15 protein-coding genes are annotated in these 15,123 nt (G+C 73.6%); 10 read left to right on the top strand and 5 right to left on the bottom strand.

The features are described from left to right. Positions 1 to 26: 26 nt before the first annotated feature. The 6 genes from ACIF6F_RS24930 (at position 27) to ACIF6F_RS24955 (ending at position 5,736) form a co-directional block, all read left to right on the top strand. Entirely contained in the window at positions 27 to 1,001 is a 975-nt protein-coding gene (locus ACIF6F_RS24930) for an ornithine carbamoyltransferase (RefSeq protein WP_399950494.1), read from the top strand. Further along, positions 998 to 2,395, top strand: a complete 1,398-nt coding sequence (locus ACIF6F_RS24935) for an MFS transporter (protein ID WP_399950497.1) — start codon at positions 998 to 1,000, stop codon at positions 2,393 to 2,395. The genes ACIF6F_RS24930 and ACIF6F_RS24935 overlap by 4 nt, the downstream gene beginning before the upstream one ends. Next, positions 2,392 to 3,336, top strand: a complete 945-nt coding sequence (locus tag ACIF6F_RS24940) for a TauD/TfdA family dioxygenase (RefSeq protein WP_399950500.1) — start codon at positions 2,392 to 2,394, stop codon at positions 3,334 to 3,336. The genes ACIF6F_RS24935 and ACIF6F_RS24940 overlap by 4 nt, the downstream gene beginning before the upstream one ends. Positions 3,337 to 3,423: 87 nt before the next feature. Further along, positions 3,424 to 4,221 (top strand): thioesterase II family protein, encoded by a 798-nt coding sequence (locus ACIF6F_RS24945; RefSeq protein ID WP_399950503.1) that lies wholly within the window; start codon positions 3,424 to 3,426, stop codon positions 4,219 to 4,221. Positions 4,222 to 4,299: 78 nt separating this feature from the next. Next, the gene (locus ACIF6F_RS24950; protein ID WP_399950506.1) at positions 4,300 to 5,097 is read left to right on the top strand and encodes a 4'-phosphopantetheinyl transferase family protein; all 798 of its coding nucleotides are present in this window, start codon (positions 4,300 to 4,302) and stop codon (positions 5,095 to 5,097) included. A 144-nt stretch (positions 5,098 to 5,241) separates the two neighbouring features. Then, entirely contained in the window at positions 5,242 to 5,736 is a 495-nt protein-coding gene (locus tag ACIF6F_RS24955; RefSeq protein WP_399950509.1) for a hypothetical protein, read from the top strand. A gap of 68 nt (positions 5,737 to 5,804) precedes the next feature. Here ACIF6F_RS24955 and ACIF6F_RS24960 read toward each other — a convergent pair whose 3' ends face one another. Further along, positions 5,805 to 6,515 (bottom strand): DUF4097 family beta strand repeat-containing protein, encoded by a 711-nt coding sequence (locus tag ACIF6F_RS24960; RefSeq protein ID WP_399950512.1) that lies wholly within the window; start codon positions 6,513 to 6,515, stop codon positions 5,805 to 5,807. A 77-nt stretch (positions 6,516 to 6,592) separates the two neighbouring features. Continuing rightward, positions 6,593 to 8,416: a BTAD domain-containing putative transcriptional regulator gene (locus ACIF6F_RS24965; protein WP_399950515.1), complete on the bottom strand. Its 1,824-nt coding sequence runs from the start codon at positions 8,414 to 8,416 to the stop codon at positions 6,593 to 6,595. Positions 8,417 to 8,656: 240 nt separating this feature from the next. Here ACIF6F_RS24965 and ACIF6F_RS24970 point away from each other — a divergent pair, with 240 nt between their 5' ends. Both ACIF6F_RS24970 and ACIF6F_RS24975 read left to right on the top strand, forming a co-directional pair. Beyond that, the gene (locus tag ACIF6F_RS24970; protein ID WP_399950518.1) at positions 8,657 to 9,439 is read left to right on the top strand and encodes an ABC transporter ATP-binding protein; all 783 of its coding nucleotides are present in this window, start codon (positions 8,657 to 8,659) and stop codon (positions 9,437 to 9,439) included. 168 nt (positions 9,440 to 9,607) lie between these two features. Further along, entirely contained in the window at positions 9,608 to 9,835 is a 228-nt protein-coding gene (locus ACIF6F_RS24975; protein WP_399950520.1) for a hypothetical protein, read from the top strand. A 98-nt stretch (positions 9,836 to 9,933) separates the two neighbouring features. Here ACIF6F_RS24975 and ACIF6F_RS24980 read toward each other — a convergent pair whose 3' ends face one another. Continuing rightward, entirely contained in the window at positions 9,934 to 12,933 is a 3,000-nt protein-coding gene (locus ACIF6F_RS24980) for a BTAD domain-containing putative transcriptional regulator (protein WP_399950523.1), read from the bottom strand. A 256-nt stretch (positions 12,934 to 13,189) separates the two neighbouring features. Between ACIF6F_RS24980 and ACIF6F_RS24985 the strand changes: the two genes are divergently transcribed. Beyond that, positions 13,190 to 13,669 (top strand): phospholipase, encoded by a 480-nt coding sequence (locus ACIF6F_RS24985; protein WP_399950526.1) that lies wholly within the window; start codon positions 13,190 to 13,192, stop codon positions 13,667 to 13,669. A gap of 62 nt (positions 13,670 to 13,731) precedes the next feature. Beyond that, positions 13,732 to 14,052, top strand: a complete 321-nt coding sequence (locus ACIF6F_RS24990; RefSeq protein ID WP_399950529.1) for a hypothetical protein — start codon at positions 13,732 to 13,734, stop codon at positions 14,050 to 14,052. Between the two features lie 259 nt (positions 14,053 to 14,311). Here the strand turns inward: ACIF6F_RS24990 and ACIF6F_RS24995 are convergent, their stop codons facing one another. Together ACIF6F_RS24995 and ACIF6F_RS25000 are read right to left on the bottom strand one after the other, a co-directional pair. Beyond that, a complete protein-coding gene (locus ACIF6F_RS24995; protein ID WP_399950532.1) occupies positions 14,312 to 14,536 on the bottom strand; it encodes a hypothetical protein in 225 nt (74 codons plus the stop codon). Between the two features lie 214 nt (positions 14,537 to 14,750). Then, positions 14,751 to 14,921 carry a hypothetical protein gene (locus ACIF6F_RS25000; RefSeq protein ID WP_399950536.1) on the bottom strand — a complete coding sequence of 57 codons (171 nt, stop codon included), beginning with the start codon at positions 14,919 to 14,921 and terminating at the stop codon, positions 14,751 to 14,753. Positions 14,922 to 15,123: the final 202 nt, after the last annotated feature.

The following is a 15,123-nucleotide window of genomic DNA, read 5'->3' on the forward strand; positions in this document are numbered from 1 at the left end:
CCCGACCACCCCGGAAGGAGCCCCCGATGGCACGGCCGTCACCGCACACCCGGCAGCTGCTCTCGATCGACGGACTGACCGACGAGGACCTGCACTCCATCGTCGCCCGCGGCGCCCACTTCGCCTCCGGCGCCGGCGCCGACGAGCGCCCCCTGGCCGGCTGGGTCGCCGGCGTCTACTTCAAGAAGACCTCCACCCGCACCAGGACCGCCTTCTCCGCCGGGGCCCTCCGGCTCGGCGCCCGGACCGTCACCTACGGACCCGGCGACCTCCAGGTCAACACCGGCGAGACGGTCGAGGACACCGGGCGGGTCATGGCCCGCATGCTCGACGTCCTGGTGGCCCGCACCGCCGGCCCCGACGAGGAACTGCGCGGCCTCTCCGGCGGCGGCCGGCTTCCCGTGGTCAACGCCATGAGCGCCGCCGAGCACCCCACCCAGGGCCTCACCGACCTCACCACCCTCCAGCTGCGGTTCGGCCGCATCGAGGGCCTGAGCGTGCTGTACGTGGGGGAGGGCAACAACACCGCCTCCGCCCTGGCGCTGGCGCTCAGCCGCTACCCCGGCACCCGGCTGGAGCTGCGCACCCCGCCCGGCTACGGCGTGGACCCGGCCATCCTGGCGCGGGCAACGGCTCAGGCCGCGCGCAACGGCTCGTACGTCGCAGAGGCCCACCACATGGAGGGCCTGCCCGAGGACGCCGACGCGATCTACACCACCCGCTGGCAGACCACCGGGACCAGCAAGCCGGACCCGGACTGGCGGCAGGTCTTCGCCCCGTTCCAGGTGACCGCCGGACTGTGGCGGGCCAACCCCAAGGCCGCGTTCCTGCACGACCTGCCCGCGCACCGCGGCGAGGAGGTCACGGCCGAGGTGCTGGACGGCCCGGCGAGCATCGCCTTCGACCAGGCCGAGAACAAGATGCACAGCGCCATGGCCGTCCTGGAGTGGATCAGGCACGGCGCGCTGACCGGACCCACCCCGGAAGGACGGCCGGCATGACCGCCATCGAGACCACCCCCGAGACGACGCCCGGGACCGCCCCCGAGACGACGCGGGCGACGACGCAAGCCGCCCCCGGGACCGCCCCCGCGGCACCCGCCGGGTCCGGACCGGCCGGAAAGGCCGCGCCGGAGGGCCCGTCCCTGCGGCGCAACCGGGACTTCGTCCTCCTCTGGGTCGGCGCCGGTGCCACCGCGCTCGGCGCCCGGGTCAGCTCCATCGCCTACCCGCTGCTGGTCATCTGGGCCACCGGCTCCGCGAGCGCGGCCGGCCTGGTCGGCTTCGCCGCCGCCCTGCCCAACCTGGTGGTGCAGCTGCACGCCGGCGCCCTCGTCGACCGCTGGGACCGGCGGCGCACGATGATCCTCTGCGACCTCGGCTGCCTCCTCGCGGCGGCCGCGGTCGGCGCGTCCGTCCTGGCCGGACACGTCTGGATCCCCCTGCTCATGGCCGCCGCCTTCGTCCAGGGCAGCCTGGCGATCTTCTACCGGCTGGCCGAGCGGGCCGCCGTACGCCACGTGGTGCCCGAGCACCAGCTGCCGGCCGCCATGGCGGGCAACGAGGCGCGCGGCCAGGCCGCCGGTCTGCTGGGCCTGCCCGCGGGCAGCGTCCTCTACACCGTCGCCCGCTCCTCGCCCTTCCTCTTCTCCGCGGTCGCCCACGCGGTCTCGCTGGTCTCCCTGCTGCTCATCCGCAAGGACTTCCAGGACGAGCGCACCGCGGCCCCCGCGAGCGTCACCGCGGAACTCCGCGAGGGCCTCGCCTGGACCTGGCGGCAGCGCTTCCTGCGCTTCGGGATGCTGCTGATCAGCGGCAGCAACCTGCTCTTCCAGGCCCTCTCCCTGGCCCTCATCGTCATCGTCAAGGAGGCCGGCGGCTCGGCCGCGAGCATCGGCGTCATCACCGCGGTCAGCGGCGTGGGCGGCATGTTCGGCGCCCTCACCGGCACCTTCTGGATGCGCCGGACCAGCCTGCGCGGCCTGCTCGTCGGCGGCTCGGTCGGCTGGGCCCTGCTGATGCCCCTGGTCGCCCTCACCGGCCACCCGGTGCTGCTGGGCGCGATCTTCCTGGTCGCCGCGATGATCGGCAGCGTCACCAACGTCGCCGGCGGCGTCTACCAGGTCGGCATCACCCCCGACCGGCTCCAGGGCCGCGTCGGCGGGGCGATGGGCCTGATCGGCTCCGGCGCCGCGTCCCTGGGCATGCTCGGCGGCGGATTCGCCCTGGAGGCCTTCGGCGCCACCCCGACCGTCTACGGGATCGCCGCCGCGATGGCCGCCCTCGCCCTGCTCTCCCTCCTGCTGCCGCACACCGACTACCCCGAGTCGATGCGCCGGCCCGCCCCCGGAGACGCCCCCGCCACCACCACACAGGAAGCGAACCAGCCCGCATGAACACCACCGTGACCACCTGGACCCCCTACGAGATCCGCCCCGCCGACACCGGCACCCCGGCCACCCCCGAGGGCCTGGCCGCCCACCTGGCGGACACCGCGCTCGCCGACCGGCTGCTCACCGAGCAGAAGGCCCTGGTCTTCCGCGGCTTCCACCTCACCCCGGACACGCTCGGCCCGGTGCTCGACCTGCTGCTGCGCAACCGGCTGGCGTACGTCCACGGCAACTCCCCGCGCACCAAGGTCGGGGACAACGTCTACACCTCGACCGAGTACCCGGCCGAGTTCACCATCTCCATGCACAACGAGCTGTCGTACGCCGAGAGCTGGCCCTCCCGGCTCGCCTTCTTCTGCCAGCAGGCCCCCGAGACCGGCGGCGCCACCCCCGTCGTGGACGGCACCCGCTGGCTCGCCTCGCTCGACCCCGAGGTCCGGGAGGCCTTCGGCGCCGGCGTCCGCTACACCCAGAACCTCCACGACGGCATGGGCCTGGGCAAGAGCTGGCAGGACACCTTCGAGACGCGCGACCGCGCCGAGGTCGAGGAGTACCTGCGCGGCACCGGCGCCGACTGGGAGTGGCGGCCCGACGGCGGGCTGCGCGTCAGCCTGCTGCGCCCGGCCACCGTCCGCCACCCGGTGACCGGCGAGGAGGTCTGGTTCAACCAGGCCGACCAGTGGCACCCGGCCTCCCTCGGCGACGAGACCGCCGCCGCCCTGGCGCAGCTGCTGCCCACCGACGAGCTGCCGCAGTACGTGACCTTCGCGGACGGCTCGCCGATCCCGGACGCGTACGTGGTCCAGGTCCGCGACCGGGGCCTCGACAACGCGGTGGACGTGGACTGGCACACCGGCGACCTGATGGTCATCGACAACGTGGCCGTGGGCCACGGCCGCCGCCCCTTCACCGGCCCGCGCCGCGTCCTCGTCGCCATGACCGACTAGCCGGCCCGACGGGCCGACCGACTCGACCGAACAGACCGGCCCGACCAACCAGACCGGCCCGACCGACCAGATCGGAGCACAGACACGATGCCCCCCGCCACCCAGGGCGCGCTCCTCGCGCCCCCGGCACCGGCGGACGACGCCGGCCGCTGGTTCCGCAGACAGCCCCGCACCGCGGTGCCCCGCGTCCGCCTGGTCTGCTTCCCGCACGCTGGCGGCGCGGCCAGCCTCTACCGGGAGTGGCCGGACGGGCTGCCCGCCGGGATCGAGGTGCTCGCCGCCCGCTACCCGGGCCGCCAGGACCGCTTCCACGAACCCCCGGTCGAGCACATGGCGGAACTCGCCGACCGGCTCACCGCCGCCCTCCGCCCCTACCTGGGGGCGCCGCTCGCCTTCTTCGGCCACAGCCTCGGCTCCGACGTGGCCTACGAGGTGACCCGGCGTCTGGAGGAGCGGTTCGGCGTCAGCCCGGAGCGGATCTTCGTCTCCGGCGCGGCCGCCGCGTACGCCTCGGACCCCGTCGATCTGACGGGCTGGACCGACGCCGAACTGGCCGCGGAGGTACGCCGGCTGGACGCGCCGCACGCCGGGATCCTCGACGATCCGGAACTGGCCGCGCTGCTCCTGCCGGCCCTGCGCGCCGACTACCGGCTCAACGCCCGGTACCGGCCGACCCAGGCCGAACTGGGCACCGTACGCGCCCCGATCACCGCACTCACCGGCGACGCGGACCCGCTGCTGCCGCCCGAGGACGTGCTCGGCTGGGGCGCACTGACCACGGGCGGATTCACCCACCGGGTCTTCTCCGGCGGTCACTTCTACCTGGAACAGCACCGGGCGGCGGTGCTCCGGATGGTCACCGCCGCTCTGCTCCCGGCCGGATAGGCCCACGGCCCACGGCCGTATAGCTCACTGCATGCCCGACATGCGCTCATGAAGAGACGCAGCAAGAAAGGAGATGCCATGCCCGTACCGCACGGTTCGCCGGGCAGCCTGACCCTGGACCCCGCCCTCCGCGCCGATGCCGAGCAGGCCGTACGCGCCCTGCGGGCCTCGGGCGAGGTCCACGTGTGGTGGTGGGACCTGCCCGCCCGCACGGACCCCGACGACCTGGCGCTGCTGAACACCGCCGAGTACGAGAGGGCGCTGAGGTTCCACGCGGAACGCGACGCCGCCGGCTTCGTCCGGGCCCACGCCTCCGCCCGACGGGCCCTCGCCGGCCTGCTGGGCGTGCCGGCCGCCGAGGTCGACCTGGGCCGCCGGGTCTGCCCCGGCTGCGGGGACGGCTCGCACGGCCCGCCGAGCGTGCTGCGCCCGGTGGTGCCACTGGCGGTCAGCCTCTCCCGCACCGACGGCCTGGGCGTCCTGGCCGTCCGGGCCGGGACCTGGGTCGGGGTGGACGTGGAGGCGCGGCGCGACGTCCGCGCCGACACCCTCGCCGAGCTGGTCCTCTCGGAGTCCGAGCGCCGGGTGCTGGCCGGGCTGGCGCCGGGCGCGGACCGCGACGCGGCCTTCCACCGCTGCTGGACCCGGAAGGAGGCGGTGGTCAAGGCCGTGGGCGTGGGTCTCATCGGCACCGAACTTACCGCGCTGGAAGTCCACATGGAGGACGACGGCCCGGTCACCGTCAGCCACAGCCACCAGGGGGCGAACACCCTGTGGTCGGTGTCCGACCTGGACGTCGGCGCCGGGTACACCGCGGCGCTGGCCCGTCCGGACCGCTCTGCGACCGGCCCGGTGGTCCTCCACCCGCCGGCCTGACGGCCCCGCGCCGCCCGCCCGTACCGCCCCGCCCGGCCCTCCCGCCGGCCGCCGCCCCGTACCGCGGGCAGCACCCCGACGCTCCGCACGGCGCACCCGCTCCGACTTCCGCAGCACCATCCCCGCCACGAGAGAGGCACGACCATGACCCTGGAAGCCACCGAGAACACCGTACTGCCGGCGCTGGACGACGAACTCTGGCTCGACTACCACCGGCTCCTGGAGACCGTGGTCGAGCAGGCCGACCCCGGCCCGGCGGCCGACGGCTGGGAGTACCGGGAGCGCGAGCGCGTCTCCGCCTGGGTGCGGCACGTGTACGAACACCCGCTTTCCCCGGCCGTGTTCGCCGCGCCGGTGAGCCGGGTGCGGGCGGCGGCCGAGCGGGTCGAGGCCGCGGAGCTGGGCCACCGGATGGACGTCGGCCGCGGCGCGGCCCGGCCCTCGAAGCCCACCGCCGCCACCCGGGCGGTCGCCGCGGTCGCCGCCATGCGGGCGATCACCGCCGACGCGCTGTCCCAGTCCCCGCGCCCGGGCCGCGAGCGCGTGGTCTCGGACGTCTGGACGGTGGTACGGGAGACCATCGCGCCGCCCTCCGAGCGTCATGCCCTCCCCTTCCACCGGACCCGAAGCACTTGGTGATCCCGCGGCCCGGGGCCGCGGAGGCGGGGGGACCAGGTCCGCACGGACCCGGTCCCCCCGCCGCGTTCTCACGTGGTGACCGAGACGCTGCCGCCGGTCGTGGACACCTTGATGCGGTTGCCCGAGGCCGGGTCGGTGCGGACGTCCACCTTCTCGCTGCCGCCGATGGCGCTGGCGTCCACCGCGTAGGCGGCGCTGTTCGGCACCTTCACCGTCACGTCGCCGCCGTCGGTGCCGGCCTCCACGCTCTTGGGGGCCGACGCGAACGTGGCGGACACGTCCCCGCCGCTGACCTTGGCCAGCAGCTTGGTGCCGGCCAGGCCCTCGGCGTGGACCGAGCCTCCGGTGGTGCGGGCCTCGACGTCACCGGTGAGCTTGCGCACGGTGATGTCGCCGGCGAAGCCGACCAGCTTCACCGAAAGGCCGCTGGGCACCTCGACCTTGTAGCTGATGACGCAGTCCGAGTCGTCCTCCGGGCCGCAGTCCGGGCCCGCGTTCAGGCTCAGCTCGCCGCCCGAGACGGTCTGGCCGGTGCGCGGGCGCTTGCCGCTGTACGTGACGGTCTCGGTCACCTTGACGACGCTGCCGGAGCCGCCGGTCACCTCGATGTCGCCGCCGGGCGACTCCACCGAGAGCGCGGTCACCTTGTCGGCCACCGTGTACGAGCGGGTGGCGGTCTCGTCGCCGAGGCCCACGGAGGAGCAGGCGGTCAGTAAAGAGCCGCAGAGGGCGGCCGCCACGACGGCGGCGCAGGCGGTGGCGGTGCGGGTGGGCTTCACGGGTACTCCTTGGTTCGGTGCGAGGGGTGTGATCGGTCGGTCGTCGGTCGTCGGTCGTCGGGGCCGGGCCGGGACGGTCAGAGGGCGTGCACCGGCGCGGTGTCCAGGGCGCCGGACTCCGTGGCGGCGAACAGCCAGACCAGCTCGTGGCAGCGGTACTGCGGCCGGCCCTCCCGGTCGACGCCGCTGATGTCCAGCAGCGCGGCGTCCACCAGGCTCTCCAGACCGCGTTCCGCCAGGTCCTCGGGTACGCCGAGCACCTCGGCCATGGCCTGCGCGGAGAACGGCTCGGGACCCAGGTCCGCCAGGCCGGCCAGCGCCGTCTGCGCGCGCGGGTCCAGCAGCCGTACGGAGGGCAGCAGCGCGTCCCGGACGCGCAGGTCCCCGTACCCCAGCTCGGCCAGCCGGGTCTCCGGATCGGCCAGCCGCCGGGCCAGCCGGGCCGTCGGCCACTGGGGGCGGGCGGCGAGCCGGGCGCCGGTGATCCGCAGCGCGAGCGGCAGCCCCGCGCAGTACGCGACCAGGTCGTCCGAGGCGTCCGGGTCGGCGGTGATCCGCGAGCGGCCGGCGGCGGACGCCAGCAGCTCCAGCGCGGAGTCGTCGTCCAGCGGGCCCAGCGCCACCGTGTACGCGCCGGCCACCCGGGCCAGCTGGGTACGGCAGGTGACCAGCACGGTGATGTCCGGGTTGCCCGGCAGGAGGGGGCCCAGCTGGAGGTCCCCGACCGCGTTGTCGAGCAGGATCAGCAGCCGCCGGCCCGCGGTGCGGGTGCGGTAGCGGCGTACCAGCTCCTCCAGGTCGTCCTGGTCGCCCGGCTCGTCGAGGTCGTCCTCGCCCAGCGCGCGGAGCAGCCGGACCAGCACGGCGCAGGGGTCGCGGGGGGTGCCGTCGGGCTCGCACAGGTCGGCGTACAGCTGGCCGTCGGGGAAGAGGGCCGAGGAGACGTGGGCGGCGCGGACCGCGAGCGCCGTCTTGCCGATGCCGGCCATGCCGGTGATCAGGAACCGCCGGGGGCGCCAGGTGCCGTCCTCCGGGACGGGGCCGATCATCGAGGTGAGCGTGGCGAGTTCCGCGTCCCGGCCGGTGAAGTCGTCCGTGTCGGGCGGCAGCATCGCCGGTGTCACCGCCGTGCGCCGGGTGCCCGCGGTGATGGGCGCGGGGGATTCGAGCCCCAGCTCGCCGGTGAGCACCGCCTTGTACGTGTCCCCGAGCGCGGTGCCCGGATCGACGCCGAGCTGCTCCGCCAGCACCTTGCGACCCTCGTGGTAGGCGTGCAGGGCGTCCGCCTGGCGGCCGCAGCGGTAGAGGGCCGTCATGAGCTGGGCCCGCAGCCGCTCCCGGGTGGGGAACCGCGCCACCAGCCCGGTGAGTTCGCCGGTGATCCGCTCGTGCCGGCCCAGTGCCAGGTCGGCCTCGATCCGGCACTCCAGGGCCCGGTTGCGGGCCTCCTCCAGCGGCTCGCGCTCCACCTCCAGCATGTACTCGGTGACGTTGGCGAGCGCCGGCCCGCGCCACAGCTCCAGGGCCCGGCACAGCAGCTCCCCGGCCTTCTCGTACTCGCCCCGCTCCAGGCAGGCTCGGCCCTCGCGCTCCAGCCGCTCGAAGCGGTCGAGGTCGATGCGGCTGCCGTGGGCGGCGAAGAGGTAGCCCGGCGGCTGCCGGATGATCTCCACGTCCTCGCCGAGGTGCTTGCGCAGCCGTGACATGTACGTGTAGATCTGCGCGCCGGCCGTGGCGGGAGGGTCCCAGCCCCACAGCAAGGTGCTCAGCCGTGCGTCGGAGACCACGCGGCCGCGGGCCAGGAGCAGCGCCGCGAGCACGGTGTGCACCTTGGAACCGGACAGCGCGATCCGGGTGTTGCCGCGTCGTGCCTCGACCGGGCCGAGGATTCGGAAGTCCATACGTCACCCCGTTGATCTGGTTGATGTGCTGCGAGCTCAGTCAACGAAGCTAGGAGTCGGGGCTATTGGCGGGATTTCGCTTCGATTTCGGCCCCGGTCGGGGGTGATCCGGCCGAACTGCGGCCCGGGGGGCGGCGCGGAATAGCTCCAGCAGAGTCGTGGAAGGCACTCTGGGGAGGCCGTTCCGGCTGCGGGCGGAACCGGCAGTTCACGCCCCCACAGTGAGAGGACCCCTCGCCGATGAGGACCGAGACCAGCGGCCGAGCGCCCCAGACCGGCGAAGAGACGAGGGGGCACGCGCTGCGCCTGGACGCGGTGACCAAGGTGTACGGCAGGGGCGGCAGCGAGGTGCGGGCCCTGGACGGGGTCTCCCTGGCGGTGGACCGCGGCTCGTTCACCGCGGTGATGGGACCGTCCGGCTCCGGCAAGTCCACCTTCCTGCACTGTGCGGCCGGCCTCGACATGCCGACCACCGGGTCCGCGTACATCGGCGGCACGGAGCTGAACGGCCTCAACGAGACGCAGCTGACCAAGCTGCGCCGCAAGCGCATCGGCTTCGTCTTCCAGGCCTTCAACCTGGTGGCCTCGCTGACCGTGCGGCAGAACATCGAGCTGCCGATGCGGCTGGCGAAGGAGAGGCTGGACCCGGCGTGGCTGGACGAGGTGCTCACCCGGGTCGGGCTGGCCGGCCGCGCCTCGCACCGGCCGGGCGAGCTGTCCGGCGGGCAGCAGCAGCGCGTGGCCATCGCGCGGGCGCTGATCACCCGCCCGGACGTGATCTTCGGCGACGAGCCGACCGGCGCGCTGGACACCGTCACGGCGAAGGAGATCCTCGCTCTGCTGCGCACGAGCGTGGACGAGACCGGGCAGACGGTGGTGATGGTGACCCACGACCCCGTGGCCGCCTCGTACGCCGACACCGTGGTCTTCCTGGCGGACGGGCGGATCGCCGACCGGATGGAGGCTCCGACTCCGGACCGGGTCGCGGAGCGGATGACGCACCTGGGCGCCTGGGGGAGCTGACGAGAACCCTGCTGACCTGCGGTTCCGCCGGGGAACATGACACACGCACCTGACAGAACTTGACAGAAATCAAAGCAACATCGCCTCAATAGCGCTCCTTCCTAACGTTCTTCTCGTCGCAGAACGACGGCGGCAGTCACGCAGACCGGAATCGACGAGGAGTTCACGATGCGCAGCACCCGCACCGCTTTCGCAGCCGTTCTTGCCACCGTTGTCGCGGGCTTCGCCCTGACCATGGGCACGGCGGGTCAGGCGGCGGCGAGCGAGGCACCGTCCACGGCCGTGGTGTCGACCACGCAGGACGAGGTGCCCTGGACGGGCCCGATCCGCGGGGTGATCGGCGAGGCCGTCGGCGTGATCGACGCGATCACCGACGGCGAGGTCCCCTGGACCTGACCGCGCCGAGCACGACCTGCCTCACACGACGCGAAGGGATCCCGGCCCCCCAGGGGGCGCCGGGATCCCTTCGCGTCCGGGGCCTGTGGGAGCCGGGCCTAACGGCTTTCGAGGATCTCCACCAGCACGGCGGGAGCTAAGGCACGGCCCTGCCCGGCGGCCACGGAATCCTGCGCCCGCTGCGCGCGGTCTAGCCACACCTTCGCCCCCAGCTCCCGGAAGGCGTCCCCGGCGGCCGAGAGGGGGGCCTCCGCGCCGGCGGAGCCGCGTACGGCCGCCGCGCAGCCGAGGTCCAGCTCGATCCGGGCGTACAGGAAGCGGTCGCCGACCTCCTTCGCCGCCTCCAGCGCCTGCTCCAGCACCATGTCGGCCTCCGCCCACTCGCCCTGCCGCCAGCGCGCCTCGCCGATGCCGCGCAGCGCGTGCGCCTCCCCGAGCCGGTCGCCGTCCTCGCGGGTCAGCTCCAGCACCGTGAAGCAGGCCTCCTCCGCCCCCGCGGGATCGCCCCGCCGCAGCAGCGCCTCGGCCAGCCGGTAGGTGTTCTGGGTCTCGCCCCGCACGGACCCGGCCTCGCGGCTCTTCGCTATGGCCTCCGTGCACAGGGCGATCCCCGCCGGGATGTCGCCCCGCTCCAGCTCCAGCTGGGCGAGCAGCCCCAGGACGTGCGACTCGCCCGCGACGTCCTCGGCCGCTCGGAAGCCCTCCAGCGCCTCCCGGGCCATCCGCAGGGCCAGTTCCACCTCCCCGGAGAAGCGCGCGCACAGCGCCAGGTTCCGCAGGGTCACCGCCCGGCCGTGCACCTCGCCCGACCCGTCGAAGAGCGCCAGGGCGCGGTCGAGCCAGCCCTGCGCCTCCTCGTACTGTCGCTGGTAGATGGCGAGCGTGCCGAGGGAGCGGAGCATCGTGGCCTCGCCGAGCCGGTCGCCCACCCGCTGCGCGGCGGCCAGGGCGTGCTCGGCGCAGGAGCGCCAGTCCTCCAGGTAGTTGTGCGCCTCGAAGAGGGTGGTGCTGTTGACGGTCAGGCCCCAGGCGTACGCGGAGTCGTCCGCCGCGGCCGCCTGGTCGATCACGTCGGCCAGCGCCGTCCGCTCGGACTCGAACCACGCCATCGGGTCGGCCAGCAGCTCCTCCACCAGCTCGTCCGGCAGGGTCAGGCGCTCGACGCCCTCGCCGTAACCGACCGCGTGGGAGCCGCCGTACGTACGCCTGCGCGCGCAGTCGGCGAGGGTGAGCCAGCCGCTGTACGCGCGCTTGAGCGCCGTACCGCGCGCCTCGGGGCTCTCCTCGGCCTGCGCGCACTCCCACGCGAACAGCCGCAGCAGGTCCTGGAAGCGGTAGCGGGTGACCGGCCCCGAGCCCGGGGCGACCTCCAGCAGCTGCGCGTCGACCAGCTGCTCGATGAGGTTCTCGGCGTCCAGGATGTCGGTGCCGACCAGCGCCGCCCCCACCCAGGCCGCGAAGTCCGGCACGGTCAGCAGTCCGAGGCGCCGGTACAGCTCGCGGGCGTCGGACGACAGGTCGCGGTAGCTGAGCCGGAAGCCGGCCCGCACCCCGCCCTCACCCGGGCTCAGCTCGTCGAGCCGGCGGCGCTGGTCCTCCAGCCGGGACACCAGGTTGCGCACCGACCAGTGCGGCTTGGCGGCCAGCCGGGCGCCCGCGATGCGCAGGGCCAGCGGCAGGCGGTCGCAGAGCATGCCGAGGCGCTCGGTGGCGATCGGGTTGGCGCCGATGCGGTCCGCGCCGGCGATCTCGGCGAGCAGGGCCGTGGCCTCCTCCGGGGCCATGGTGTTGAGGCCGATCTGGAGCACGGCGTAGTCGCCGATCAGGTCGTCCATCAGGTCGCGGCCGGTGATGACCACGCAGCAGCGGCCGTTGCCCGGCAGCAGGGGCCGGATCTGCTGGAAGGACCGGGCGTTGTCCAGCACGATCAGCACCCGCTTGCCGCCCAGCACGCTGCGGTAGAGGGCGGCCCGCTCGTGCGGGTCGGACGGGATCTGCGGGGCCGGCACGCCGAGGGCGCGCAGGAAGCGGTCGAGGGTGGTCGCCGGCGTGACCGGCTCGTCCTTCTCGTCGTACCCGCGCAGGTCGGCGAAGAGCTGGCCGTCCGGGAAGCGCGCGGCGATCTGGTTGGCCCAGTGGACCGCCAGCGCCGTCTTGCCCACGCCGCCGATGCCGCTGATCGCGGCCATGGCCAGCGGCGACTGGCCCAGGCGCTCGTCCAGCATCCGGTCGAGCTGCCTGAGTTCCTTGTGCCGGCCGGTGAAGGAGGCCGATTCGACCGGAAGTTGGGCGGGCACGTTGGTGGCGGGCGCCGGCGCCGGGTCGCTGGGCGGCTGGGACAGCTCGGGCGAGTCGCGCAGCACGAGGTCGTGCAGGCCCTGGAGCACCGGGCCCGGCTCGATGCCGAGCTCATCGACGAGCAGGTTGCGGCCCTCCCGGAAGACGGCCAGCGCGTCCGCGCGGCGGCCGGACCGGTACTGCGCCAGGATCAGGTGCGCCCGGGCCTGTTCGCGCAGAGGGTGCTGGGCGACCAGCGCGGTGAGTTCCGGGATCAGCGCCTGGTGGCGGCCGAGCTGGAGGCGCAGCCCGGCGCTCTCCTCGTGCACGTCGAGCCGGAGTTCGTCCAGCCGCGCGGCCTCCTGTTCCACGGGCGGCCCGGTGACCCCGTCGAGCGCGCGCCCCCGCCACAGGGAGAGCGCCTCGGAGAAGACGGCGCAGGCCTCGGCGGTCTGCCCGCCGCGCGCCACCTCCCGGGCCCGGCCGACGAGTTCCTCGAACTCGACGATGTCGATGCGGTGTTCGCCGGGGTGCAGGGTGTAGCCCGGGTGGGAGGTGACGATCAGGTCACTCACCCCGGCCTCGTCCTTGAAGACCTTCCTGAGTCCGGCGACGCAGATGGCGATCTGGTTTCGAGCCGTGGTCGGCGCTCCGCCGGGCCACACCGCGTGGATCAACGTGTCCACCGAGACCACCCGGCCCGGTGAAAGAAGAAGCATGGTCAGAACGGTGCGCTGCCTGGCTCCCCCCAGTTTGCGCAGGCTGTTCCCGCCAATCTGGACGTCCAGCGGCCCCAATAGTCTGAATACGACCTGATGCATTCGGCTCCATCCCCCTGTTGCAGCCAGCACCTCACGGTGCGCGTACATTCTGATCACTTACTGATGGGTAGATCCACCGCCGCCCACCCGTGAACCCTGCTGAAATTCGGTCAAAGAGGCTCATAGCCTTTTCCGTTGAGCGGTCCCACGTGGTATAGACCCAGGCAAGCGCGGCGATAGTTCCTCCGAGAACCCTGGAGTCCGCCGCCGGGAGGTCCGGCCGGCTCGACCGGATCCACTTCCCGGAGGTACTCCGATGCGCACCCGTCTCGCCACCGTGCTCGCCGCCGCCGCCATGACCGGCATCGTCGCCTTCGCGGGTCCCGCCGCGGCGGCGCCCGCCGACAAGCCCCAGGTGCTGAGCAACTGGACCCAGACCAGCGCCGCCAGCTACAACGCCTGGGTGTCCGCCCGGGGCAACCAGGGCGCCTGGTCCGCGTACGGCTTCGACTGGTCGACGGACTACTGCACCACCTCGCCGGACAACCCCTTCGGCTTCCCCTTCCAGACCGCCTGCGCGCGCCACGACTTCGGCTACCGCAACTACAAGGCGGCCGGCAGCTTCGACGCCAACAAGTCCCGCCTGGACGACGCCTTCTACGCCGACCTCAAGCGCGTGTGCGCCCAGTACGGCACCGTGAAGAAGGCCTCCTGCGACTCCACCGCCTGGACCTACTACCAGGCCGTCAAGGCCTTCGGCTTCTCGGCCGCGGTCGACGGCACGGCCGTGGCCTGAACCCGCCCGGTCCCGCGCGCCGCCGAGGCGCGCGGGTCGAACCGGTACCTAGGCTCGACCCCATGACCGAGAACGAGATCAAGCTCAAGGCCATCGCGGCGCTGACGGCGCTGCGCGGCGGCGTGGACGAGGGCCTTGTCTCCGAACTGCTGGGCGAGGTGATCCCGACGCAGTTCACCGTCCCGGCCGAAGCGGGCGCGGAAGCGGTCGGCATGGCGGTCCTGGACCAGCTCTCCGGCCCCCTCAGCGCCCTGGTCACCGGATTCATCCTGGCCTTCGAGTCCCTGGCGGAGGCGCACGACGCCTCGGGTGCCGAACCCGGCACCGACCTGATCCTCCAGGAAGTGGCCCTCACCCTGGCCCGCGACAACCAGGAGGAATGACGAAAGCCCTCCACGAGGAGGGCTCGGAAGGGGCGGGCAGGCCGGTCGGGGACCGCCCGCCCCAGCGCGCAGCACCGGCTCCACCAGGACGCTTCGCCGACACGCGGGTGCCCCGTCAGGGGCGAGCCGACCGGGGGCGCTGGTCAGGCTGATGTCGACACGCTCGTCCTGATCTCCGACGCGATCGGCGTACTGCTTGGCACAGCCGGTAGAGGAGTAGCCCCCGGCCAGAGCACCGGCCGGGGCCCGTTCGATGGGTTCAGCCCGCCTGCGGGATGACGAATCCCCGTTGCGGCTGCCGCAGACGCGCGGCCTCGACCGCCGACCGGGCCTCCTCTGTGACATCGAGCCGGGAGCCGTCGGCGGCGTCGCGGTAGATGCCCCACTCACCGGTCGGGTCCGCCGGCGACACCGGGGCCGGTGTGCCGAGAACGCCATACCAGCTCATCGCCTCGTGCAGCTTCCGTGCCTCGTCTGCCGTCATGGCCTCACCCTCTCGCCGATGGCGGCCGGAGCCTACTTCCCTCCGCCGTGGGTCGCGCACTTACCGGGGTTGATCGGGCCGCACCCGCCGGGCACCGGGGTGTGCGAGCAGCTTGTGGCCAACGTCGCGGCGGCGGCCGCGAACTTCAGAGCTTCGACGACGACTTCGGGCGCGGGGTCGTTGCGCTCGCGGTGCTGCCCTCGTGCGCTTGGTGTCAGCGGGCGGTGATGCCGAGCCAGAGGGAGACCAGCAGGGCGAGCAGCTCGTGAAACGTGCGCACGATTCGGGCGACGCCGCGGGTGTGGTTCCAGTTCCCGAGCGGCTCGTCGCGCGGCCCGGTGCCCACGGCCTGCTGCCAGTCCTCCAGCGCGTGCTCGAGGCGCATCGCGCCGGCCTCGGTCAGCCGGATCCACGAGTCAGGCTTGATGATGGCCGGCGTTCCTTGACGGAGCCGATGTTGGCGGTCATGCCCACGGAGATGCCGGTCTCCGTTCACGAGAGAGTCGCCTTGGTCGGGGCCGACCGGCCCGACGTGAGGTCCCCAGCCGGTCTTACGCCGCCGTTACCGGCCTCCGGTTACGGTGCGC

The sequence above is a fragment of the Streptomyces sp. NPDC086023 genome, assembly GCF_044540325.1.
GTDB lineage: Bacteria > Actinomycetota > Actinomycetes > Streptomycetales > Streptomycetaceae > Streptomyces.

Bases quoted from the DNA above. Each gene is read 5' to 3' on its own strand.
- ACIF6F_RS25000 (WP_399950536.1), bottom strand. From the start codon at position 14,921: ATGCGCCTCGAGCACGCGCTGGAGGACTGGCAGCAGGCCGTGGGCACC.
- ACIF6F_RS24940 (WP_399950500.1), top strand. From the start codon at position 2,392: ATGAACACCACCGTGACCACCTGGACCCCCTACGAGATCCGCCCCGCC.
- ACIF6F_RS24985 (WP_399950526.1), top strand. From the start codon at position 13,190: ATGCGCACCCGTCTCGCCACCGTGCTCGCCGCCGCCGCCATGACCGGC.
- ACIF6F_RS24990 (WP_399950529.1), top strand. From the start codon at position 13,732: ATGACCGAGAACGAGATCAAGCTCAAGGCCATCGCGGCGCTGACGGCG.
- ACIF6F_RS24980 (WP_399950523.1), bottom strand. From the start codon at position 12,933: ATGCATCAGGTCGTATTCAGACTATTGGGGCCGCTGGACGTCCAGATT.
- ACIF6F_RS24995 (WP_399950532.1), bottom strand. From the start codon at position 14,536: ATGACGGCAGACGAGGCACGGAAGCTGCACGAGGCGATGAGCTGGTAT.
- ACIF6F_RS24930 (WP_399950494.1), top strand. From the start codon at position 27: ATGGCACGGCCGTCACCGCACACCCGGCAGCTGCTCTCGATCGACGGA.
- ACIF6F_RS24965 (WP_399950515.1), bottom strand. From the start codon at position 8,416: ATGGACTTCCGAATCCTCGGCCCGGTCGAGGCACGACGCGGCAACACC.
- ACIF6F_RS24975 (WP_399950520.1), top strand. From the start codon at position 9,608: ATGCGCAGCACCCGCACCGCTTTCGCAGCCGTTCTTGCCACCGTTGTC.
- ACIF6F_RS24945 (WP_399950503.1), top strand. From the start codon at position 3,424: ATGCCCCCCGCCACCCAGGGCGCGCTCCTCGCGCCCCCGGCACCGGCG.
- ACIF6F_RS24970 (WP_399950518.1), top strand. From the start codon at position 8,657: ATGAGGACCGAGACCAGCGGCCGAGCGCCCCAGACCGGCGAAGAGACG.
- ACIF6F_RS24950 (WP_399950506.1), top strand. From the start codon at position 4,300: ATGCCCGTACCGCACGGTTCGCCGGGCAGCCTGACCCTGGACCCCGCC.
- ACIF6F_RS24955 (WP_399950509.1), top strand. From the start codon at position 5,242: ATGACCCTGGAAGCCACCGAGAACACCGTACTGCCGGCGCTGGACGAC.
- ACIF6F_RS24935 (WP_399950497.1), top strand. From the start codon at position 998: ATGACCGCCATCGAGACCACCCCCGAGACGACGCCCGGGACCGCCCCC.